The sequence below is a fragment of the Salinirubellus litoreus genome, assembly GCF_037335815.1.
Lineage (GTDB): Archaea > Halobacteriota > Halobacteria > Halobacteriales > Haloarculaceae > Salinirubellus > Salinirubellus litoreus.
On the sequence record NZ_CP147841.1, the window covers coordinates 2,615,209 to 2,634,949 of the forward strand.

Below are 19,741 nucleotides of genomic sequence, written 5' to 3' on the forward strand. Positions count from 1 at the left end.
CGCTATGACGCGGGTCTGTCTCGTCGGGAGCGAGGACGTCAACCTGCGGTACGAGCTCGTCTCCCGGGAGACCGCCCGCGAGGCGCTCGCGACGTACGACCTGACCGAGCCCTACGAGAACACCGTCGCCGTCGAGACCATCAGTCTGGGATCGGCGGTGTCGCTCCTGAACGACCTGAACTGGTACCTCGTCCGGTACGCCGACGCGGCCTGGGTGCTCGAACCCTCGGTGAGCGACACGGAGTGGCTCTCTCGCCGGCTCGCGACCGCCATCCGCGACGACGCCGTCGATCCCGCCGAGTCCGGTCGCTACCTCCGGATGTACGGCGTCGTCGAGGACGGGAGCGGGGACGGCACTCCGAGACTGGTCGAGCCGATGTTCGTCGCCCGGACCGGCCGCTCGCTCCCCGAGTACGACCTCCGCGAGGTCGACAACACCGTCCTCGTCCGGGTCACGGAAGGGGAGTTCGGCGCGTAGATTCAGTCAGGGTTTTACCGCTCGCCCCGCCGTCGACACTGTCCCTCCGATGGTCAGCATCGTCGCCCTCCTCTCGCGTGCCGCAGAGCGTATCGACTCCCTGCTCCCGCTCTCGCTCGTCCCGTTCGTGCTCGCCGCGCTCTCGCTCGACAAGTTCCGTCGGATCGCCGCCTCGAACGCGGACTTCAGGTTCGGTATCACGTTCGGCTTCCCGACGACCGTTTCGAGTTCGTGGGAGTTCATCAACGTCCCCCAGCCCACACCCGGGCTGACCCTCCCGGCGGGCGGCGTCGGGCTGACGGTGCTCGTCCTCCTCGCCGTCACCGTCCTGTCGGCCGCGCTCGGTGCGGGCTACCTCGGGAGCCTCCGCCGGGAGCTCGCCGGCGTCGAGCGGTCGTTCCTCGAGGACTCGCGGGCCTACTTCGGGCCGTTCCTCGGGTTCGAACTCCTCCACCTCGCACTCGTCCTCGCGGGGCTCCTCGCCGCGATCGTCGCGCTCCCGCTCGGGCTGCTCGTCCTCCCCCTCCTGCTCGCGTTCGCGTACCTGTTCTACGCCACGCCGTACCTCGTGGTCGTCGAGGAGACCGACCTCCCGAGCGCGCTCCGGCGCTCGTACGAGTACGCCACGTCCGACGGCGAGTACGCCTCCTTCTTCGTCCAGTACCTCGTGAGCGTCGGGCTCGTCTCGGTGGTGGCGACGCCGCTGTTCTCGAACTCCGTGCTCGGTGCGGCCGTCGGGGTGGTCGTCCTCGCGCCGGTCGCGCTGCTGTTCGACACCGCGACGATGCTGTTCGTCCGCGACCTGGCCGGGGCGACCGGACGCGAAGGGCCGACCGCTTCAGGTACCGACCCGGGCGGTCAGTCGAACATGCCGGTCGAGACGTAGCGCTCGCCCGAGTCCCAGAAGACCGTGAGGACGAACGGGCAGTCGCTCCCCTCCTCGCCGTCGGCGACGAGCACCCCGTCGCTCTCGCCGAGGACGTCCGTCGTGTTGTCCGGGCGCGGGCAGTCCCCGTCGGTACCGTCGTCGGCGAGCCGCTCGGCCACCCGCTTGGCCGCGAGGTTCGACGCCCCCGAGGACTGACCTACTAGAATCCCCTCCTCGCGGGCGAGACGGCGGCACTCCTCCTCGGCGTCGGCGAGCGAGACCACCTCGACGTCGTCGATGAGGTCCGTATCGGTGTTATCCGAGACGAACCCCGGACCCATCCCCTGGAAGTCGTCGCTCCCCCCCTTCCCGGTCTTGATCGGGGTGTTCCCCTCGGGCTCGACCGCCACCACCTCCATGTCGGGGAACTCCTCGTGCAACCGACGGGCGTTCCCCGAGAGCGTTCCGCCCGTGCCGACCCCGGCGACGAGCGCGTCGGGCTCCCGGGAGCCGATCTGTTCGAGTATCTCCTCGGCCGTCGTCCGGTAGTGCGCCTCGGGGTTCGCGGGGTTCTCGAACTGGCCGAGCTGGACCGCACCCTCCTCGCATTCGATCTCGTCGGCGCGGTCCTTCGCGTCGGAGATGTCGCCGTCGACGAGTTCGAGGTCCGCGCCGTAGGCCCGCATGATCCGTCGCCGTTCGGGTGACATGTCCGAGGGCATGACGATGGTGGCGTCGTACCCCTTCGCCGCGGCGACCAGCGAGATGCCGATCCCCGTGTTCCCGGAGGTGGGCTCGACGATGCGGTCGCCGGGCGAGAGCAGGCCGTCGCGCTCGGCCGCCTCGACCATCGCCACGGCCGGGCGATCCTTCGCCGATCCGCCGGGATTCTTCGACTCGATCTTCGCCGCGATTACGGTACCTGGCGGCGACTCGACCTGGACCAGCGGCGACCCGATGGTCCCGAGGATACCCCTGTGCATGGTTCGGCGTTCGGGGGTTCCGATTAAACACGTGTCGGACGGCCCCGGTTCCCGTTCGGGCGACGCGCTTATCGGCGTGGCTGTGCGAGCGGGTGACGTGCCTCCTGGCACCGTCGGTGAGACGTACGCCGCCGCGCTCCAGCACGACCTCGTGAATATCGACGACGCGACGCTCGTCGGGGTCGCTCGACGGCCGACGGGGCGGTTCCGGTCGCTGGTCGACGAGAACCACCCGATTCTCGGCCCACCCGAGACGCTCCTGGAGGAGATCGGGAACCGACGCGAGGACCTGAAAAGGCGAGGGCTCTGTGAGGAGGGGGCGCACAACGCGGCCTGGGAGGAGGTCCGGTTCGCCGCCCGCTACGAGGACCACCTGGACGCGACCGAGGACGCCGAGGGAGGGATCGCGGAGCTCGTCTCCCGCGTCCGTGGGGGCGAGGACGTCGTTCTCGTCGGCTTCGAGAGTGAGAACAGACGGTGTCACCGCCACCTGCTCCTGGATCGAATCGGGGCGCGACTCGACGGCTGAGTCGACGATGCGACGGGGTCGAGAGCGGGGGGCTTATACCCGGAGGACCTCTCGATAGTGGTATGAGCGGACAGGAAGGCCGTCTGGAGACGATGCGACCGAACCCCGTGTTCACGGCCGACGCCTACGAAGAGGAGCTCGCGGTCCTCCGCGAGCACGCCGACAGGGTGGTGTTCAGGGTGTGGGGTGGGGACTGGTGTTCGGACTGCCGCCAGCAGCTACCCGACTTCGGGGCCGCACTCGCCGCCGCGGACGTCCCCGACGAGCGCGTCGTCCACTACCCCGTCGAGAAGGCCGAGGACGGAAGCAAGGTCGGCCCGGGCGTCGAGGAGTACGGCATCGAGCTCATCCCGACGGTGGTCGTCGAGACCGACGACGGCGAGGAACTCGCCCGGTTCGTCGAGGAGGCCGATCGTCCCATCGCGGTCTTCCTTGCCGAGGCGCTCGCAGACGAGTGACGGAGGGACCGTCGTCGGCACGTCCGATACGACCGATCGACGGACGTGTCGCTCCCCGCCGATTCGGGCCGTAAAAAGCGTCTTCTCTCCGATACCCATCACTCCCGCCGTGGCGTTCAGACGGTGGTTTCGCGGTCCGTGTCGTCGGTCGGGTCGTTGCCGGCGTAGAGTGCGGCGGCACCGATACCCGCGACGAGGGCGACGACTCCGGTCCAGAACGTCGAGTACGGCCACCAGTTGAACGCGAGGACGTCCACGACGTACAGCAGGCCGAGGATGACGAACCCGGCCGCCGAGAACCAGCCGAACCAGCCGAAGTCGTTGTCGGATGCGGTGTTGCTCTGAGCCATTACGTCTGGTGGTGAGGGTCGGACGTGAAAAAGCGGCCAGCGTGCCTTTGCAAGGGTCCGCTCGAAGCCGCAGGGACTGTTGGGACAGCCGCTACCGATGATCTTCGAGCGTGAGAGTGTCTGGTCCCGGACCCGGCGAACAGGCACGCCGAGCGACCGTCTGCAGGCCCGTCCGTTCGTCGGTCCGGAGGCTCGCGGAACCGTCGACGACGCCCCGGTGTTCTCAGAGGACGGCGGCGGGGTCGACGACGATGAGCACGACGCCGACGACGATGAGCACCGCACCCGCCACGAGCCGCGGGGTCACGCGCTCCAGATCCCGAAGGAGGACGGCGGCGAACACGGCGGTGAACAGCGGTGCCGTCGCGGCGAGCGGGTCGACCACGACGACCCGACCGATCTGGAGGGCGGCGAACAGCGAGAACAGGGCGACGGCGGTGAGCGTCCCGCTGCCGGCGAAGTAGGCGTACGTTCGGCGGGGTGCGTCGAGTACGTCCCCGCGTCCCGCGGCGACCGCGTAGGCCGCGAGCGCCACCAGCGCGCCGAGCTCGTTGAGCGCCACCGCTTCGAGGAGCGTGATCCCGGTGAAGGCGTCGAGCCCGAACTTCCGGGCGACGTTACCGGCGGCGAACGCCGCGGCGGCCGCGAGCGGGAACAGCAGGTCGCGGGGCTGCCAGCCGCCGACGTCCCCGCCCCGGGAGAGCGCGAGCGCCGTCAGACCGCCGACGAGGACGACGATCCCCACGACAGTAGTCGGCGTGACCGTCTCGCCGAGCGCGAGCACGGCGAGGAGGCTTGCGAACAGCGGTCGCGTGGAGATGACGGCGCTGTTGACGCTCGCGCCGACGCGGTCGACGCCGACGAACACCGCCAGCCGGCCGAGCGCCGTCCCGACGAGCCCCGACGCGAGGAACAGCGCCGCCGAGGCGGGTGTCACGCTCGCGAAGACGGCGAGGCCCTGGAGGGCGAACAGGGCGACCCAGTAGAGCGAGCTGTCGACCACGACGACGGTCAGGGAGGCCTGGAGCGAACTCCCGCCGCCCGCCATCCCCCGTTTGGAGAGGATCGGGCTGAACCCCCACAGCACCGCGGGGACGAGCGCGAGCGCGTAGACGAGTTCTACCTCCATCCGCGCGGACCTCCCCGTCCGGGGTGGATAGATCCCCCGATACCGGAACGGGGTGGGCGCTCCCCCGGTCGCCGCGGCCCCTCAGAACGGGCTCTCGTTCCCGTCGAAGTCGAGATCCGGTTCGGTGTTCGGCCCCGGGTCGCTCTCGACCGACGGCGCGAGCCGTTCCGCCCACCCCAGGGCCTCCTCGACGTCGTCGGTCGGCGGCGAGCAGGTGAACGACCGGCAGGCGTACATCGTGGGGCCGTCCCGCGCCTCCCGGTCGGCCCAGATCGGTGGTGCGTCGTCGAGTCCGAGCGCGTCGAGCCACTCGTCGAGCCCGGCCTCCGTCGGCGGCCGGACCGTCAGCAGCCGGTCGGGGAGGTAGGTCTCGGCGAGTCGCTCACGCCAGGATTCGGGGAGCGAGTCGGCGGCGACGGTGAGTTCGAGCGACCCCACGGCGCGGGTGTCGGCGGCCAGCACGAGCGTCGCGTGCTGGAGCGGATCGGTTTCGAACGTCTTCGCGTGGGTGTCGAGGACGCCCTCCGCCACCTCGCGGAACCGCTCGTTGGGCGTGAACTGCGCGAGGTCGAGCAGGAGCGACGCCGCGACCCCAGTACTCGACGGTGTGGACTGGTCGCCGAGTTCCTGGGGGCGGGCCACCAGCGACTCCCCGCTCTCGGGCGTGAAGTAGAGCGTTCGATCCTCCGCGTCCCAGAACTCCTCGGTGACGACGCGGGCGAGGTCGATCGCGAACTTCAGGTGCTCGACCTCGCCGGTGGCCTGGTAGAGGTCGAGCGCCCCGCGCCCGAGGAAGGCGTAGTCCTCGAGGTACCCCGTGACCTTCGCGTCGCCGTCCTTCCACCGGCGGGTGAGCCTCCCCGACCCCTCGTCCCAGAGCCGTTCGCGGACGAACGACAGCGCGTCTCGACCCGTTTCGGCCAGTTCGGGGTCGAGAACCAGCGCGCCCTCGGCGAACGCGGAGATCATCAGCCCGTTCCACCCCGCGAGCACCTTCTCGTCGCGGGCCGGTCGCGGACGGGTCTCGCGGTACTCGTGGGCCTGCTCGGTCGCGCGGTCCAGCCGCTCGCTGACCTCCCCTCCGTCCAGCCCGTGCTCGTCGGCGAGCGACTCGACCGACTCGGCGAGCGTCAGGACGGTCCTCCCGTCCTCGAAGTTTCCCGACCGGGTGACGCCGAACCGCTCGCGGAACAGCTCGGCGTCGAGATCGTCCTCGACGGCATCCTCGACCTCCTCGGGCGTCCAGACGAAGAACGCGCCCTCCTCCCGCTCGCCCGTCTCGGGATCCTCGCTCTGGGCGTCGAGCGTCGAGAAGAATCCTCCCACGGGGTGCTGCATCTCGCGCTCGACGAACGCGAACGTCTCGCGGGCCACGTCGGCGTGCCGCTCCTCGCCGGTGACCTGGTAGCCCGCGAGGTACGCCGGCGCGAGCGTCGCCTGGTCGTAGAGCATCTTCTCGAAGTGCGGGACGGTCCACGAGCGGTCGGTGGCGTACCGGTGAAAGCCGCCGCCGAGGTGGTCGTACATCCCGCCGTCGGCCATCGCCGTCAGCGTCTCCTCGACCACCTCGCGGTAGGCCTCCCTGCCGGTCCGGTCGTGCGCCCGCAGGAGGAGGTGGAGCCGGCCGGGGTTCGGGAACTTCGGACCCGAACTCCCGAACCCGCCGTACTCGCGGTCGGCGGCTCTGAGTGCCGAGCTCGCCGCCGAGTCGAGGAAGGCGGCGTCCGGCGGTTCGCGCTCGCCCCCGTCCTCGCTGTCGTCGCCGCTCGTGGGGGTCCCTTCGAGCTCGTTCTCGGCCGCGGCGGTCCACTGGTCGCCCCGGTTCTCCATCTCCTCGCGCTGTTCGGGGTCGTTCCAGGAGTCGGCGACCCGCTCGCAGAGTTCGAGGAACCCCGGCATCCCCTGCTTCGGGTCGCGCGGGAAGTACGTCCCGACGTAGAACGGCCGGCCGTCGGGGGTGAGGAAAGCCGAGAGGGGCCAGCCGCCCCGTCCGGTGACGAGCTGGCAGACGGTCATGTAGACCGAGTCGACGTCCGGTCGCTCCTCGCGGTCGACCTTGATCGGGACGAACCCTTCGTTGAGGATATCGGCGACTTCCTCGTCCGCGAACGACTCCTCCTCCATGACGTGACACCAGTGACACGCCGAGTAGCCGATCGAGAGGAAGATCGGGCGGTCCTCCTCCCGGGCCGCCTCGAGGGCGGCCTCGTCCCAGGGCTGCCAGTTGACGGGGTTGTCGGCGTGCTGGCGGAGGTACGGGGAGGCCTCCTCGTCGAGCCGGTTCCGGTCGAGGACGCTCATGGACGGGTGTGCGGTCCCCGCGGGTATAAGGGCGGTCACCCACGGTCGGGTGTCGTTCGGAGACTGGTACCGGGTGGGACTTTCGAGCTGTTTCTAACCACTCCGTCGCCGGTAGCGAGGGACAGCTCGAAAGCCCCCGACTGATACGCTCCCGCGGCTCGCTGCGCTCCTCGTTCCGGTCGCTACGCTCCCTCCATTGCGGTGCTTGCGTCGCCGGGGTTCGCGTATCAGTCGGCCCCTTTCAGTCCCACCCGATACTCTTGACGCCGAGCAAGCGACTCGGGAAGACGCGAGGGCTTAAGCGCCCCGCCGCGTCACCGAGTAGCAGACGGCGGCCGGCGCCTCGCGCCCCTCGCGGATAGACCAACACCGATGACGGACACACCACGACTCGACGCCTACCACTTCCACGAGGAGGAGTGGGAGGACTACGACGCGCTGCGAGCGGCGTTCGACTGGGAGGTACCGGATCGGTTCAACATCGCGGCGTACACCTGCGACCGGTGGGCCGACGAGCGCGGCCGTGTCGCGCTGTTCTACGAGGACGGCGAGGGGCAGACGGGGACGTACACGTTCCGACAGCTCCGGGACGCGGCGAACCGGCTCGCGAACCACCTCGCCGACGCAGGGGTCGAACGGGGCGACCGGATCGGCGTGAACGCCCCCCAGCGCCCGGAGACGGTGATCTCGCACCTCGCGGCGTGGAAGCTCGGCGCGACCTCGATCCCGCTGTCGACGCTGTTCGGCCCCGACGGGCTGCGATACCGCCTCGACGACGCCTCGGCGGTCGCGGCCGTCGTCGACCGGTCGAACGTCGAGGCGTTCCGCGAGGCCAGGTCGGAACTCCCGGACCTCCACACCGCGCTAACCATCGACGCCGAACCCGGATCGGGGGAAGCGGACTTCGACGACGCGCTCTCGGGATCGAGCCCCCAGTTCGTCACCGTCGACACGGGTGCCGAGGACGAGTCGCTGCTCATCTACACCTCGGGGACGACCGGCGACCCGAAGGGGGTCCGTCACGTCCACCGGGTCCTCCTGGGCCACCTCCCGCTGTTTCTCACGACGTTCGCGAACCTCGAACTGACCGATCGGGACGTCTTCCGGACGCCGAGCGAGTGGGCGTGGATCGCCTCGCTGTTCGACGTCGTCTTCCCCGCGCTCTACTACGGCCGGCCGGTCCTCGCGTACCGGGGCGGGCAGTTCGACCCCGAGCGGGCGTTCGAGCTGATCGAGCGCTACGACGTGACGAACTACTTCGCGCCGCCGACGGCGCTCCGGATGATGCAGCGAGTGGACGCCCCCGAGAGGTTCGACGTCGACTCGATACGGACCATCACCTCGGGCGGCGAGGCGCTCGGGCGGACCATCGCGGAGTGGGCCGACGAGACCTTCGCCGGCGCGGTCGTCCACGAGGGGTACGGCCAGACCGAGGCGAACGTGCTCGCCGGCGAGTGTACCGCGCTGTTCGAGTCCCGCGAGGGGTCGTTCGGTCTCGCCGGCCCGGGCCACGAACTCGCCATCGTCGACCCCGAGACCGCCGAGCCGACCGTTCCGCCCGGCGAGACCGGCGAGATCGCCGTCCGCTACGAGGGTGATCCGGTCTGCTTCACCGAGTACTGGAACCAGCCCGGAAAGACGGACGCGAAGATCCGGAACGGGTGGCTGCTCACCGAGGACCTCGGCACCGTCGACGAGGACCGCTACCTCTCGTTCGTCGGCCGGAAGGACGACGTCATCATCTCCGCGGGCTACCGGATCGGTCCCGAGGAGATCGAGGACTCGCTCGCCGCCCACCCGGCGGTCGCCGACGCCGCCGTCATCGGCGTCCCCGACGACGAACGGGGCGAGGTCCCGAAGGCGTTCGTCGTCCTCGCCGCGGGGTACGAGCCCGGGGAGAGCCTCGTCGAATCGCTCCAGGAGCACGTCAAAGCGCGCCTGGCGAAGTACGAGTACCCCCGCGAGATCGAGTTCGTCGAGGAACTGCCCACGACGACGACCGGGAAGATCCGACGGACGAGCCTCCGCGAGCGCGAGGGGATCGAGTAGGATCCGGGCTGAGCCACCGCTCCCCGGAAAAGAGCTATCTACGGGCGCTACGCGAGGAGGTACCAGTCACCATGGACGACGGACTCTCGTTCGGGACGGTGCTCCTCACCGAACACCCGAGGGACAGCTCGGCGGTCAGCCACCGCGAGGAGGTGGCCGAGACCGCCCGACTCGTGGAATCGCTCGGCTACGACTCGATCTGGGTCGGCGAGCACCACGCCACCGATCACGTCTACCTCGAGAACTTCGGGATACTCTCGTACCTCGCGGCGGTCACCTCGACGGTACGCATCGGGACGTCGATCTGTCTGGTCCCGCTCCACAACCCGGTCTTCCTCGCCGAGCGGACGGCCACCCTCGACGTGCTCTCCGGTGGGCGATTCACGTTCGGGGTCGCCGCGGGCTACCGCGAGTCCGAGTTCGAGGTCGCCGGCGTCGACCACTCGCGGCGTGGCGACCGGCTCGACGAGGCTCTCGACGTCGTCGAGGCGCTCTGGAAGCGCGACGACGTGAGCTACGACGGCGAGGAGTTCGCCTTCGAGGACGTCTCGGTCAACCCGAAGCCCGTTCGGGATGGTGGCCCCCCGGTCTGGGTCGGCGGGACGGCTCCCCGTCCCGTTCGCCGGGCGGCGACGCGCGGCGACGCCTGGTTCGTCGACCCCCGCGTGTCGGTTCCGAAGCTCGAACGCCCCGCCGAGTACTACGACTCACAGTTGAAAGAACAGGGCCGCGAGCCGAGCGAGCGCCCCATCTGGCGGGAGGTGTTCGTCGCCGAGACGACCGAGGAGGCGATCGAGGCGGCCCGTCCCTACCTGATGAACAAGTACAACACCTACCTCTCCTGGGGGGCGGAGGACGGGGTGGGCGACGACAGCGTCGACGCCGCGTTCGAGGACCTCGCGACCGACCGGTTCCTGCTCGGCACGCCCGAGGAGGTGGTCGAGGGGATCGAGCGCTATCGGGGGGAGTTCGGTCTCGACCACCTGATCCTCCGCTCACGGTGGTCGGGGATGCCCGCCGAGACGGCACGGGAGTCGCTCCGGCTGTTCGCGGAGGAGGTGATGCCACACTTCGAGTGACCTTCGGCACCCGTCGTGTCGGGGCTCGGGTCGGGATCCCGCCCGATCCGAGGGGGCCGAGACGGGACTGGACCGTTACCCGTTACCGGCGAGCCGTTCGCGGTGCTCTTCGAGCAGCTTTTCGGCGTGCTCGCGGTTGTTGGCGACCTGCCAGCGGACCTTCGGCGCGTCGCGGTATGCCAGCGCCTCCTTGAGTTCGTCCCGGAGGGGGCCGGCCTCGACGGCGATCACCTCGCCCTCGTCGTCGCCGAGTTCGTACACGCCGTAGCGGTCGGGGAGCTTGCCGACCGTCGCACGTTCGAGCGGCTCCCAGCGCTTCGAGAGCGGCATCTCACGTCTCCTCCTCCCCGCCGATCGTCGGGGTGTCGTCTCTCCCTCCCTCGTCCTCCCCACCTCCCTCCCCCGGAGCGACGATCTCGAAGGACGCCTCTCCCATCTCGTCCTCGACGAAGACGAACACGCGACCCATCGCGGTCTCGGGGTCGGCCCGGACCTCGGTCCGGTAGCCCCGGTTCGTCGCCTCGACCCCCGGGAAGATGCTCTCGGTCTCGCCGCGGTCGACGATCACCCTGCCGACCCCCGAGTCCCGGAGGATGTCGTCGTGGGTACTCCGGTCGTTGACGTACACCAGCACGCCCTCCGTCTCCGTGGGGTCGGTGACGAGGATGTGGACGTCCTTCCCGGGGGCGGAGGTGACCGCTCCCTCGGCCTTCCGGGGGACGCCGTGGTAGAAGACCGACCGTCCGTCGGAGTACTCGACCTCGATGCCGTCGGGGGTGAGGTCGACCTGGACGGTGTCGGGGGCGACGTCGTTCCGGAGGTTCTCGCTCATAGGGGAGGATACGGCCGGCGGAGCAAAAACGCCGCGCTCGACCGGCCGGCCGACGGGGACGCAACCGCCACCGCTATGTAGCGCCCTGTCACAGGAGGGTACGATGCACGGCCGCGCAGCGTCGCCCGCCGCCGGAACCGTCCTGAACGCCCTCTCGACGGGGTTCGGGAGTGCCTTCGCCATCGACGCACACACGACGGCGACGGTCGAACTCGACGGCTCGGGGACCGTGACCGGCGAGGTGGCCGGCGATCCCGACGCCGACACGCGGCTGATCGAGCGGTGTGTCGAGCTCGCACTCGCCGAGTATGGGTCCGACGGAGCGCCGACCGGCGGGCGCGTCCGCACCGAGAGCGAGGTGCCGATGGCGGCCGGCCTCAAATCCTCCTCGGCGGCGGCGAACGCGACGATTCTGGCGACGCTCGACGCGCTAGACGTTCCCGTGATCGACGATCCGAACGCCCCCGAGGAGAGCGCCGGAGTCGAGGCGGCCGTCGAACGGGTCGACGCCTGTCGTCTCGGCGTCCGCGCGGCCCGGGACGCCGGCGTGACGGTCACGGGCGCGTTCGACGACGCCTCCGCGTCGATGCTCGGCGGCGTCACCGTCACGGACAACTCCGGGGACGAACTGCTGGCACACGAGGACGCGGCGTGGGACGTCCTCGTCTGGACCCCCGACGAGCGGGCCTACACCGCCGACGCAGACGTTTCGCGCTGCGAGCGGATCGCGCCCGTCGCCGATATGGTCCGCGACGCGGCGCTCGCGGGCGACTACGCCCGGGCGATGACGGTCAACGGGTTCGCGTTCTGCGCGGCGCTGGGGTTCCCCGCCGAACCCATCGTCGAGGCGCTGCCCGACGCGGCGGGGGCGTCGCTGTCCGGGACGGGCCCGTCGTTCACGGCGGTCGGATCACGAGAGGTACTGGAACGGGTACGGGACGACTGGAGCCGACGGGAGGGACACACATGGCTGACGACGACACACAACGAGGGAGCACGGACGACGTGAGCGAGGCACCGGCCACCGGCGTCGAGGAGATGAGCCTCGACGAACTCCGGGAGGAGATACAGACGATCGACCGCGAGATCGTCGAACTCATCGCCCAGCGGACCTACGTCGCCGAGACGATCGCCGCGGTCAAGCGCGAGGAGGGGTTACCGACGACCGACGAGAAGCAGGAACAGGCCGTGATGGATCGGGCGGGCGAGAACGCCCGGCGGTTCGACGTCGACGACAACCTCGTGAAGGCCATCTTCCGGCTGCTGATCGAGTTGAACAAAGTGGAGCAGCGGGAGAGCAGGTAGCTCGATCCAAGCGTCTCCGGGTGGCTCTCGCCGGTCGATCGACCAGTCACTCGCACGACGGCTGTACGACGTTTTTTTATCGATGAACGACCACACGGTTCCGTGACTACCGCGTCTGCCGAACCGGGGTTCGTCCTGCGGCGACTGGCGGCCCTTCGAGGACACCGCTCACGAGGCTGCCTGGTGATGGGTGTCGACCTCCGGTCGACGCGTCACGGTATCCGCCACCCTTTGACGTTCGGCCGACAGGGCTCGCGTACTGTACCCCGCGGTGACTCCCACGTCGACGTGCGAACCCCTCGGCTCTCGGACGGATCGGATTGAGAAGCTCTATTGCCCGACTACACCGAGGACGTACATGGAGCTACCCCCCTTCGAACTCGAACGGTGGTTCGACGAGTACGAACCGGACGCCGATCTGATGCTCGCAGAGAGCGGCGTCCGGAGCCTCCCCGTCGATCGGTTCGATCTCGACGTGGGCGAACTCGGCTACGTCATCCCGACCGACGGGGACCCGGAGTTCCGGGCCGAGATCGCCGAGCGCTACGGCCGAGACACCGAGGAGGTCGTCCTCACCTGCGGCACGCAGGAGGCGGACTTCCTCACGTTCGCGTCGTTTCTGGACGAGGGGGACCACTCCGTCGTCGTCTCGCCGACCTACCAGTCGCTCGCGAGCGTTCCCGGGGCGGTCGGGGAAGTCAGCGAGATCCGGACGGAACCGCCGGAGTGGGACCTGCCCGTGGACGCCGTCGCGGAGGCGATGCGCCCCGAGACCCGGCTGGTCGTCCTCACGAACCCGAGCAACCCGACGGGGAAGTATCTCGGTCCGGAGACGATGCGGGCGCTCTACGACCTCGTCGCGGAGCACGACGCGTACCTCCTCGTCGACGAGGTGTACCGGATGCTGGCCGAGGAACCCCATCCCCCGGCCGCCGCACTCGGACCGCGGGCGATCTCGACCGCCGGCGTCTCGAAGTCGTACGGCCTGGCGGGGGCACGTCTCGGGTGGGTCGTCGCGAGCCCGGAGATCGCCGATGCGGTCCGGAAGTGGAAGGACTACACGACGATCTCGCCGCCGATGCTGGGGAGCCACATCGCCCGACAGGCGCTCGGGGAGCAGGAGGAGGACATCCTCGCGGCGAACCGCGCTCACGCGAGGGCGAACAGGGAGCGACTCGCCGACTTCCTCGACCGTCACGGCCTCGACTGGTTCGAGCCGACGGGCGTGAACGGGTTCCCGACCGTTCCGGACGGGTTCGAGAGCGGCGAGGAGTTCTGCCGGTCGCTGTTCGAGGCCGAGAGCGTCGTCCTCGCCCCGGGGGACGTCTTCGGCTACTCCGACCGGTTCCGGATCGGCTTCGGCCTCCCGACCGAGGAGCTCGAGGAGGGGCTCGACCGGATCGCCCGCCACATCGGGGCCACCCGCTGAGGCTACCCACCTGGCACGATGCGCCGTGGTGCGCTGAGAACGACTTCGGACCGGATACGGCAGGGCCGGTTCACCCCCGCCAGTTCCGCGCTGTGGACCCGTCGATGGTACCGGGGAGCCCTCCGTAGCCTCCCTGCCCGACGTGGGACCGCCGCACCGTGTTCGAGCGCGGGTCGGACGTCAGGCCGACGATCGGCCTCCGGCGATGCCCACGCGGGTTCCGAACCCGTAGATCAGGACGGCCATCGCACTGATCGCCAGCCCGACGGCGAGGATTCCGACCAGTAGTTCGCGCGGGGTGTGGACGACCATCGGCCCACCGAGCACGAGGACGTACGCCCGCGAGAGTGCGCCGTCGAACGCGAACGCGCCGAGAAACCCCCCGAGACTGACGAGCCCGACGCCGACCGTCCACCCCAGTCGCGTCCGCGAGGGGAGGGACAGACGCCCGGCGTCGGCGTAGACGATTCCCGCGGCGAGTACGGCGATCAGTGGCGAGACGAGGAGGGGATGGAGGGGCATACTGCTCGTGGACGATCCGTCCCCTGATAAACCACGCGGGGCGTCCTCAGCGGTCCGTCGGGGACGACTCCGAAAAGGGCTTGCTCCCCGTCCACGCTACCGACGGTCGTGAATCCGTACCTGCTCCTCGGTGCCGCGATCCTCACGGAACTGCTCGGAACGTCCGCCCTGAACGTCTCCGAGGGGTTCACCAGACCCCTCCCGACGCTGGGCGTCCTCGTCGGGTACGCGCTCTCGTTCTACCTCCTGAGCCTCGTGCTCGAGGAGCTCCCGGTCGGCGTCGTCTACGGGACGTGGTCGGCGGTCGGTATCGTCGGCATCACGATCATCGGCGTCCTCGCGTTCGACGAGGGTGTGGACGCCGCCGGCGTGGTCGGGATCGGACTCCTCGTGGCAGGGGTCTACGTCCTGAACGTCGTGTCGGGCATGTCCGCCGGGTAGCGCGATCACGCCCGATCCCGCCCGTTCCGCGCTTCGAGACTACCCGGAGAGCACGAGCGAGAACCCCCACGTGAACTCCTCTCAGTCCGTGTCCGTCCCGATCCTCGGCGGGCACGGCTACGCCAGGGATGGATCACTCCGTAACCCTGCTGTCTCCGTGCCGAGAGGAATGGGTCCCGGAACGCGGGGCGCGCCGCCAACAGGTTCAACGGCCCGGGGATCGGTCGTCGGGTATGGCAGAGACCGTCCGGTGCTGGCTCGTCGAGCGCGGGTACGACAACCGCGACCTCATCATCCTCAAGTACGCCACGCCCGAGGGCGACCGTCTCTTCCGGCGGGAGCTCGCGGCGCAGGCGATGGACTCGGTGACGGTGACCGCCGCGAAGGACGTCTCCCCGGACGACCTCGAACCGGTCGACGACCCCGAGACCCGCGAGCGCTACGCGAACGAGGTCGAACGGGTCACGGGCGAGCACGACCCGGACGACGAGATCTGATCGGGAACGCCTCTCCTCCGCCGACTCCAGCGCGGTCGGACCGAACGAACGCCCGGGACTATCCCGTCCGCTCGGGGTGGACGTCCTCCGCGGGGACGTGCTTGCTGACCGGCGGCTCCATGCCGATCAACGGTGCGATCTTCCCACGGTTGTTCGAGACGAGGTGGTACCCCTTCTCGCGGACAGTCTCGTAGGCGTCGAACTGCCGGAGGACGGCAACGAGCTCCGAGGGGAGGGTATCCGTGAGGACCAGCGACTGCTCGGTCGCGGCCCCGCAGGAGTACACCGCGTCCTCCGTGATCAGCTGGGCGCACTCCCCGTAGTCCTCGGGGAGCCGCTCGCGCTCCTCGTCGTCGAGCCGCGACTCTCCGGCCTGGACGTTCGAGAGGCGGACCGGCTGGACGTCGCTCCGGCGGACCGCGAACACCGCCGACCACGTACAGAAGTGGCAGGTGTCGTCGTAGACGAGCTTCGGAACCATACGACGGGGTCGGTCGGCCGGAGGCCTGAGGGTTGGGCTTTCACTCTCCGGACCCGGCCGATCCGCGACGGGGCCGGGTGACGCTCCCGTCGCGGTCCCGGGGTTCGATGAGCGTGTTCCAGGTCGGTGTCGAGGCGACCGGGCGGGACGTGAGCCCCGGTCGTGGGAGATCAGTCGGGGGCGCGACCGCTCAGTACTCCCAGAGCCGCCCGATCCGCGAGTCGGCCTCCGGGTGGGCCTCGCGGAGCCGCTCGACGTCCGTCTCGCCGTCGACGTTGATCACGTGGATCTCACCGCGCCGCCCGTCGTAGACGTCCTGGAAGTCGTAGACGACCCCCACGACGTCGACCTCTTCGGGGATCTCCTCGCTCTCCCGAAGGAACTCGACTTGGCGGTCGACGTTGTACTCGACGAGGTGATTTATCGCCGCCGCCCGGTCGAGGTCGTCCGGCAGGGCGTCGACCCCCGCTTCGAGGTGCGGCCCCAGCAGTCCGATGCAGTGTTCGATCCCCGGCGGCTCGGAGTCCGAGCCGCCGCCGGTCAGGTGATCGTAGGTCGCCGTGACGGCACCGCACCCCGTGTGTCCGACGACGACGGCGAGTTCGGTCCCCGTGTGCTCGATCGGGTAGAGGACGTCACCCGAGACGACCTCCCCCGCGTCGGTCCGCTGGACGACGCGGTTGCCGATGTTGGCACAGGTGAAGACGCGCCCCGGCTCCTCGTTCCCCCACATGTGGTCCTGCAGGACCCGCGAGTCCGAACAACAGACCGTGACGGCACCGGGCTGCTGGCCGTCCTGAACCGCGTCGAAGCGCGATTCGAACTCCGTCGCGTGCTCGGCGTTGCCTCGAAGCAGGTCGACGAACGTCGAGTTCATGCTCGTCCCGACCCCACTCGCCCGGGGAAGTTCGCTCTTTCTACTGCGGGCGGGACGAGAGGCTCGCTCGACCGCCGACTGGATCCGCCCGATCCCCGGGCCGACCGTCGTCGAACTCGTAGACGAACCGATCCCTCGCCCTGCCCCCCGTCCCCACGATCGGGGAGGCGGATTCGCTCTGCGTCGGTACGTATCCGTTCAGTTCCCGAACGCCTGCTGGACCGTCTCGGTGTCGTGGTAGTCGGTGAACCGGACCATCCTGCCGTCCTCGAGTTCGCAGACGTGTGCGAACGGAACCGCGATCTCCTCGCCAGTCTCCCGGACCGTCCCCGTGATCTCGCCGAGGACGACGACCGTGTCGCCGCCGTCCACGTATCGGTGCGGGGTCGCCTGGAACCCCTCGTAGTCGCTCGCGGTGCCCGCGAACACCTCCTCCGCGATCGCCTCGGGACCGTGGTGCGAGCCGCTGTACCGCGCGCCCATGGGCTCTACCCACTCGATGTCGTCGTCGAACGTCGCGAGGACGTCCCCGATATTACCCGAGTTGAAGCCTTCGTACGCCGACTCGACGATCTCGAGGTTGCTCCGCCGTGCCGTGGTGGCCATTGTATTACACCATCGTTCGTGATGGTTTCGGAGCGATATAACTTCGGCATGACCCGTGCTAGCGTTCGATTCCCGAAGGGCGGCGGCTCGGACGACGCCGACCGACAGCACGAAGCATATGACTGCAGGCGACGCCCGGCCTGCGCTACCACGTGGTCGAGGCGACCGGTCGATCGCTGGTGGATCCCGCGTCCGCTCCGACGCCCTCGCCCCCGCATCGGCTCACTCGGCCGTGCTCCGGTAGGCCTCGGCGAGCCCGTCGAGCGCCTCGTGGTGGTGGGTCGTGTGCGGGGCGGTGAGCGGCGAGACGCTCACCCGACCCTCGACCACCGTGCGTCGGTCGGACCCGTCCGGGTCGGCCAGTTCGCCGGTCGCCATCCGCTCCCAGATACGGTCGACGATCCGGATCCCGTCGTCGTCGTCCGATTCGGCGTCCATGTCGTAGACGTGCGAGGGGTGGGTGATCTCCATCTCGGCGTGGCCCTCCTCCCGCGGGAGGGGCGCGTTCACGTTGAGGTAGTCCGCGTCGTCGAAGACGCCGGCACCGAACGCGTGGTCGGCGAGGTATCGGGCGGCGCGGGCGGCCTCGGCGTAGTCGTCGATACCCGGATCGAACCCCTCGTAGGCCTCGTCTGTCCCGGGGAAGTAGAGCGAGACGGCCATCGCGGGGAGGCCGAGGAAGGCCGCCTCGACGGCTGCCGAGACGGTCCCCGACCGCCCGAGCACGTAGTGGCCGAGGTTCGCCCCCCGGTTACAGCCCGCCACCACGAGATCGGGGTCGAGCGAGAGCGCCTGGTACCCCGCGATGACGCAGTCGGTCGGCGTCCCGTCGACGACGTAGCCGCGGTCGTGCTCCTCGACGGTCACCCGCCCCGAGAGCTGTCGGCCGACGGCGCTCTGGTCCTCGCTCGGGGCGACGACCGTCACGTCGGCCAGCGTCGACAGCGACTCGTAGAGCGCGTCGATCCCCGTCGCGGAGATACCGTCGTCGTTCGTGAGGAGCACGTCCATGCGTGTGTCCTGGGGGTGGCCCGCGCAAAAGTTCACCGGGGCCCGGAGGCGTGGACTCACTGACTGCGCCCGGGTGAACCGCTTTAGTTCGTTACTACCTACCGATCCGTGGATGTTGGGTAGGGGCGAGTCGTCGGCGGGGGCGTACCGCGAGGTGTTCGACGGGATCGACGAGGGGCTCGTGCTCCTCGAAGGAGACACGGGTCGTATCGTCGACGTGAACGGCTCGTTCGCGGATCTCGTGGGCGCGGCGCGGGAGTCGCTCGCCGGGCGGACGCTCGTCTCGATCACCAACAACGAGAGCCACGCCGCGGTCGCCTACGCGATCGCGATGATCGAGCGGGCCGCCGCGGGCGAGCCACAGTCGTTCGAGTGGACGGACCGGAACGCGGCCGGCGAGACGGTCGAACTCGACGTCGATCTCTCCCCAGTGACCGTCGACGGGGACCGGCTCGTGCTCGGCGTCGTCCACGACGTCACCACCGATCGCGAGCGCGAGCGGGCGCTCTTTCGCCGGAAGGAGCGCCTCGAGGAGTTCGCCGGCGTCGTCTCACACGACCTCCGCGGCCCGCTCAACGTCGTCGAGGGCGAACTCCACCGGTACCGGGAGACGGGCGCGGCCGAACACCTCGACGCCGTCGAGGCCGCCGCGTGTCACCTCGACCGGGTCGTCGCGGATCTGCTCGACCTGGCGAAGGACGGTCGGACGGTCGGGGAGATGGAGCCCGTCTCCCTCGAAGCGATGGCACGGCGCGCGTGGTCGCTCGTCGACGACCGGGGGGCTACCCTCCTCGTGACCGGTGATTCGACCGTACGGGCCGACCCGGGCCGGCTCACCCGGGCGCTCGAGAACCTCTTTCGGAACGCTGTCGAGCATGGCTCGACAAGCCTTCCCTCGCAGGCTCGCGAGGACAGCGTGGAACACGGTTCCACGTGCAGTCGGCCGGAGGCCGACGACGTTGCCGAGGGAACCTCGGCAGGCAATCAGCGCCCACCGGGCGCTGATGACGCCGTCGAGCACGGCTCGACGAGCCCTCCCTCGCAGGCTCGGGAGGACAGCGTGGAACACGGTTCCACGAGCCGTCGAGAGCCCACCGTCGGGTCCATCGAGGGCCGTCCGCGCGCCGACGAACTGGGGATCCGAGTAGGCCCGCTCGCGGACGGCGAGGGGTTCTTCGTCGCGGACGACGGTCCGGGGATCCCGGCCGACGAGCGCGAGCGCGCGTTCGCACCCGGATTCACCACCGCGGCCGACGGGACCGGCCTCGGTCTCGCCATCGTCCGCCGTATCTTCGAGGCCCACGGCTGGTCGACCGAGGTCACCGAGAGCGAGGACGGGGGGGCGCGGTTCGTGGTGCGAGGCGTGACGCTCGGTGTTCGGGCCGAATCGTGCGAATCGCTCTGACCCGCTCTCCGACACCGGCTCGGTCCCCATAGTCGGTCCTCGTACGGTCGTGCGTAGTCCTTTACCGGCGATCACCGTTCCTATCCGGGTGATCGACAGTAAATCGTTACG

At 69.7% G+C, this 19,741-nt stretch carries 23 protein-coding genes; 12 read left to right on the forward strand and 11 right to left on the reverse strand.

Annotated elements, in window-relative coordinates; all coding sequences use genetic code 11:
* Positions 1-4 precede the first annotated feature (4 nt).
* Positions 5-478 carry a DUF5804 family protein gene (locus tag WDJ58_RS13040; RefSeq protein ID WP_338913708.1) on the forward strand — a complete coding sequence of 158 codons (474 nt, stop codon included), beginning with the start codon at positions 5-7 and terminating at the stop codon, positions 476-478.
* 49 nt (positions 479-527) lie between these two features.
* Positions 528-1,364, forward strand: coding sequence for a hypothetical protein (locus WDJ58_RS13045; RefSeq protein WP_338913709.1), 837 nt, complete (start codon positions 528-530; stop codon positions 1,362-1,364).
* On the opposite strand, the gene WDJ58_RS13050 is transcribed toward WDJ58_RS13045, so the two are convergent.
* On the reverse strand, positions 1,337-2,329 hold the full coding sequence (locus WDJ58_RS13050; RefSeq protein ID WP_338913710.1) for a PLP-dependent cysteine synthase family protein: 993 nt from the start codon (positions 2,327-2,329) through the stop codon (positions 1,337-1,339). The two genes, WDJ58_RS13045 and WDJ58_RS13050, sit on opposite strands and share 28 nt — an antisense overlap.
* A gap of 97 nt (positions 2,330-2,426) precedes the next feature.
* Here WDJ58_RS13050 and WDJ58_RS13055 point away from each other — a divergent pair, with 97 nt between their 5' ends.
* Positions 2,427-2,858: a DUF488 family protein gene (locus tag WDJ58_RS13055; RefSeq protein ID WP_338913711.1), complete on the forward strand. Its 432-nt coding sequence runs from the start codon at positions 2,427-2,429 to the stop codon at positions 2,856-2,858.
* Between the two features lie 62 nt (positions 2,859-2,920).
* Positions 2,921-3,316 carry a TlpA family protein disulfide reductase gene (locus tag WDJ58_RS13060; protein WP_338913712.1) on the forward strand — a complete coding sequence of 132 codons (396 nt, stop codon included), beginning with the start codon at positions 2,921-2,923 and terminating at the stop codon, positions 3,314-3,316.
* 116 nt (positions 3,317-3,432) lie between these two features.
* Here WDJ58_RS13060 and WDJ58_RS13065 read toward each other — a convergent pair whose 3' ends face one another.
* The 3 genes from WDJ58_RS13065 to WDJ58_RS13075 form a co-directional block, all read right to left on the reverse strand.
* Positions 3,433-3,666 carry a hypothetical protein gene (locus WDJ58_RS13065; RefSeq protein ID WP_338913713.1) on the reverse strand — a complete coding sequence of 78 codons (234 nt, stop codon included), beginning with the start codon at positions 3,664-3,666 and terminating at the stop codon, positions 3,433-3,435.
* 223 nt (positions 3,667-3,889) lie between these two features.
* Entirely contained in the window at positions 3,890-4,795 is a 906-nt protein-coding gene (locus WDJ58_RS13070; RefSeq protein WP_338913714.1) for a DMT family transporter, read from the reverse strand.
* Positions 4,796-4,876: 81 nt separating this feature from the next.
* Positions 4,877-7,096: a thioredoxin domain-containing protein gene (locus WDJ58_RS13075; RefSeq protein WP_338913715.1), complete on the reverse strand. Its 2,220-nt coding sequence runs from the start codon at positions 7,094-7,096 to the stop codon at positions 4,877-4,879.
* A 372-nt stretch (positions 7,097-7,468) separates the two neighbouring features.
* On the opposite strand from WDJ58_RS13075, the gene WDJ58_RS13080 reads away from it, so the two are divergent.
* The gene (locus WDJ58_RS13080; protein ID WP_338913716.1) at positions 7,469-9,145 is read left to right on the forward strand and encodes an acyl-CoA synthetase; all 1,677 of its coding nucleotides are present in this window, start codon (positions 7,469-7,471) and stop codon (positions 9,143-9,145) included.
* A 71-nt stretch (positions 9,146-9,216) separates the two neighbouring features.
* Positions 9,217-10,224 (forward strand): LLM class flavin-dependent oxidoreductase, encoded by a 1,008-nt coding sequence (locus WDJ58_RS13085; protein ID WP_338913717.1) that lies wholly within the window; start codon positions 9,217-9,219, stop codon positions 10,222-10,224.
* Between the two features lie 75 nt (positions 10,225-10,299).
* Here WDJ58_RS13085 and WDJ58_RS13090 read toward each other — a convergent pair whose 3' ends face one another.
* A complete protein-coding gene (locus tag WDJ58_RS13090; protein ID WP_338913718.1) occupies positions 10,300-10,554 on the reverse strand; it encodes a DUF7508 domain-containing protein in 255 nt (84 codons plus the stop codon).
* Position 10,555: 1 nt separating this feature from the next.
* Positions 10,556-11,056 (reverse strand): DUF5796 family protein, encoded by a 501-nt coding sequence (locus tag WDJ58_RS13095; protein ID WP_380660837.1) that lies wholly within the window; start codon positions 11,054-11,056, stop codon positions 10,556-10,558.
* A 103-nt stretch (positions 11,057-11,159) separates the two neighbouring features.
* Between WDJ58_RS13095 and WDJ58_RS13100 the strand changes: the two genes are divergently transcribed.
* The 3 genes from WDJ58_RS13100 (at position 11,160) to WDJ58_RS13110 (ending at position 13,790) form a co-directional block, all read left to right on the forward strand.
* Positions 11,160-12,065: a shikimate kinase gene (locus tag WDJ58_RS13100; protein WP_338913719.1), complete on the forward strand. Its 906-nt coding sequence runs from the start codon at positions 11,160-11,162 to the stop codon at positions 12,063-12,065.
* Between the two features lie 29 nt (positions 12,066-12,094).
* The gene (locus WDJ58_RS13105; protein ID WP_338917852.1) at positions 12,095-12,361 is read left to right on the forward strand and encodes a chorismate mutase; all 267 of its coding nucleotides are present in this window, start codon (positions 12,095-12,097) and stop codon (positions 12,359-12,361) included.
* 358 nt (positions 12,362-12,719) lie between these two features.
* Positions 12,720-13,790, forward strand: coding sequence for a pyridoxal phosphate-dependent aminotransferase (locus tag WDJ58_RS13110; protein ID WP_338913720.1), 1,071 nt, complete (start codon positions 12,720-12,722; stop codon positions 13,788-13,790).
* Positions 13,791-13,970: 180 nt separating this feature from the next.
* Here the strand turns inward: WDJ58_RS13110 and WDJ58_RS13115 are convergent, their stop codons facing one another.
* Complete coding sequence (locus WDJ58_RS13115; protein ID WP_338913721.1) at positions 13,971-14,312, reverse strand: hypothetical protein; 342 nt, start codon at positions 14,310-14,312, stop codon at positions 13,971-13,973.
* Positions 14,313-14,420: 108 nt separating this feature from the next.
* Between WDJ58_RS13115 and WDJ58_RS13120 the strand changes: the two genes are divergently transcribed.
* A complete protein-coding gene (locus WDJ58_RS13120; RefSeq protein ID WP_338913722.1) occupies positions 14,421-14,753 on the forward strand; it encodes a DMT family transporter in 333 nt (110 codons plus the stop codon).
* A gap of 233 nt (positions 14,754-14,986) precedes the next feature.
* The gene (locus tag WDJ58_RS13125; protein ID WP_338913723.1) at positions 14,987-15,250 is read left to right on the forward strand and encodes a hypothetical protein; all 264 of its coding nucleotides are present in this window, start codon (positions 14,987-14,989) and stop codon (positions 15,248-15,250) included.
* A gap of 58 nt (positions 15,251-15,308) precedes the next feature.
* On the opposite strand, the gene WDJ58_RS13130 is transcribed toward WDJ58_RS13125, so the two are convergent.
* From WDJ58_RS13130 to surE, 4 genes are all read right to left on the reverse strand, one after another.
* Positions 15,309-15,731 (reverse strand): DCC1-like thiol-disulfide oxidoreductase family protein, encoded by a 423-nt coding sequence (locus tag WDJ58_RS13130; RefSeq protein WP_338913724.1) that lies wholly within the window; start codon positions 15,729-15,731, stop codon positions 15,309-15,311.
* Positions 15,732-15,921: 190 nt separating this feature from the next.
* Positions 15,922-16,608 carry a carbonic anhydrase gene (locus WDJ58_RS13135; RefSeq protein WP_338913725.1) on the reverse strand — a complete coding sequence of 229 codons (687 nt, stop codon included), beginning with the start codon at positions 16,606-16,608 and terminating at the stop codon, positions 15,922-15,924.
* Between the two features lie 198 nt (positions 16,609-16,806).
* Positions 16,807-17,214 (reverse strand): nuclear transport factor 2 family protein, encoded by a 408-nt coding sequence (locus WDJ58_RS13140; protein WP_338913726.1) that lies wholly within the window; start codon positions 17,212-17,214, stop codon positions 16,807-16,809.
* 222 nt (positions 17,215-17,436) lie between these two features.
* On the reverse strand, positions 17,437-18,225 hold the full coding sequence (gene surE / locus WDJ58_RS13145) for a 5'/3'-nucleotidase SurE (RefSeq protein WP_338913727.1): 789 nt from the start codon (positions 18,223-18,225) through the stop codon (positions 17,437-17,439).
* A gap of 112 nt (positions 18,226-18,337) precedes the next feature.
* Here surE and WDJ58_RS13150 point away from each other — a divergent pair, with 112 nt between their 5' ends.
* Entirely contained in the window at positions 18,338-19,630 is a 1,293-nt protein-coding gene (locus WDJ58_RS13150; RefSeq protein WP_338913728.1) for a HAMP domain-containing sensor histidine kinase, read from the forward strand.
* Positions 19,631-19,741 lie beyond the last annotated feature (111 nt).

Bases quoted from the DNA above. Each gene is read 5' to 3' on its own strand.
- WDJ58_RS13110 (WP_338913720.1), top strand. From the start codon at position 12,720: ATGGAGCTACCCCCCTTCGAACTCGAACGGTGGTTCGACGAGTACGAA.
- WDJ58_RS13040 (WP_338913708.1), top strand. From the start codon at position 5: ATGACGCGGGTCTGTCTCGTCGGGAGCGAGGACGTCAACCTGCGGTAC.
- WDJ58_RS13085 (WP_338913717.1), top strand. From the start codon at position 9,217: ATGGACGACGGACTCTCGTTCGGGACGGTGCTCCTCACCGAACACCCG.
- WDJ58_RS13150 (WP_338913728.1), top strand. From the start codon at position 18,338: ATGTTGGGTAGGGGCGAGTCGTCGGCGGGGGCGTACCGCGAGGTGTTC.
- WDJ58_RS13065 (WP_338913713.1), bottom strand. From the start codon at position 3,666: ATGGCTCAGAGCAACACCGCATCCGACAACGACTTCGGCTGGTTCGGC.
- WDJ58_RS13090 (WP_338913718.1), bottom strand. From the start codon at position 10,554: ATGCCGCTCTCGAAGCGCTGGGAGCCGCTCGAACGTGCGACGGTCGGC.
- WDJ58_RS13075 (WP_338913715.1), bottom strand. From the start codon at position 7,096: ATGAGCGTCCTCGACCGGAACCGGCTCGACGAGGAGGCCTCCCCGTAC.
- WDJ58_RS13135 (WP_338913725.1), bottom strand. From the start codon at position 16,608: ATGAACTCGACGTTCGTCGACCTGCTTCGAGGCAACGCCGAGCACGCG.
- surE (WP_338913727.1), bottom strand. From the start codon at position 18,225: ATGGACGTGCTCCTCACGAACGACGACGGTATCTCCGCGACGGGGATC.
- WDJ58_RS13080 (WP_338913716.1), top strand. From the start codon at position 7,469: ATGACGGACACACCACGACTCGACGCCTACCACTTCCACGAGGAGGAG.
- WDJ58_RS13105 (WP_338917852.1), top strand. From the start codon at position 12,095: ATGAGCCTCGACGAACTCCGGGAGGAGATACAGACGATCGACCGCGAG.
- WDJ58_RS13100 (WP_338913719.1), top strand. From the start codon at position 11,160: ATGCACGGCCGCGCAGCGTCGCCCGCCGCCGGAACCGTCCTGAACGCC.
- WDJ58_RS13070 (WP_338913714.1), bottom strand. From the start codon at position 4,795: ATGGAGGTAGAACTCGTCTACGCGCTCGCGCTCGTCCCCGCGGTGCTG.
- WDJ58_RS13125 (WP_338913723.1), top strand. From the start codon at position 14,987: ATGGCAGAGACCGTCCGGTGCTGGCTCGTCGAGCGCGGGTACGACAAC.
- WDJ58_RS13130 (WP_338913724.1), bottom strand. From the start codon at position 15,731: ATGGTTCCGAAGCTCGTCTACGACGACACCTGCCACTTCTGTACGTGG.
- WDJ58_RS13095 (WP_380660837.1), bottom strand. From the start codon at position 11,056: ATGAGCGAGAACCTCCGGAACGACGTCGCCCCCGACACCGTCCAGGTC.
- WDJ58_RS13050 (WP_338913710.1), bottom strand. From the start codon at position 2,329: ATGCACAGGGGTATCCTCGGGACCATCGGGTCGCCGCTGGTCCAGGTC.
- WDJ58_RS13060 (WP_338913712.1), top strand. From the start codon at position 2,921: ATGAGCGGACAGGAAGGCCGTCTGGAGACGATGCGACCGAACCCCGTG.
- WDJ58_RS13115 (WP_338913721.1), bottom strand. From the start codon at position 14,312: ATGCCCCTCCATCCCCTCCTCGTCTCGCCACTGATCGCCGTACTCGCC.
- WDJ58_RS13140 (WP_338913726.1), bottom strand. From the start codon at position 17,214: ATGGCCACCACGGCACGGCGGAGCAACCTCGAGATCGTCGAGTCGGCG.
- WDJ58_RS13045 (WP_338913709.1), top strand. From the start codon at position 528: ATGGTCAGCATCGTCGCCCTCCTCTCGCGTGCCGCAGAGCGTATCGAC.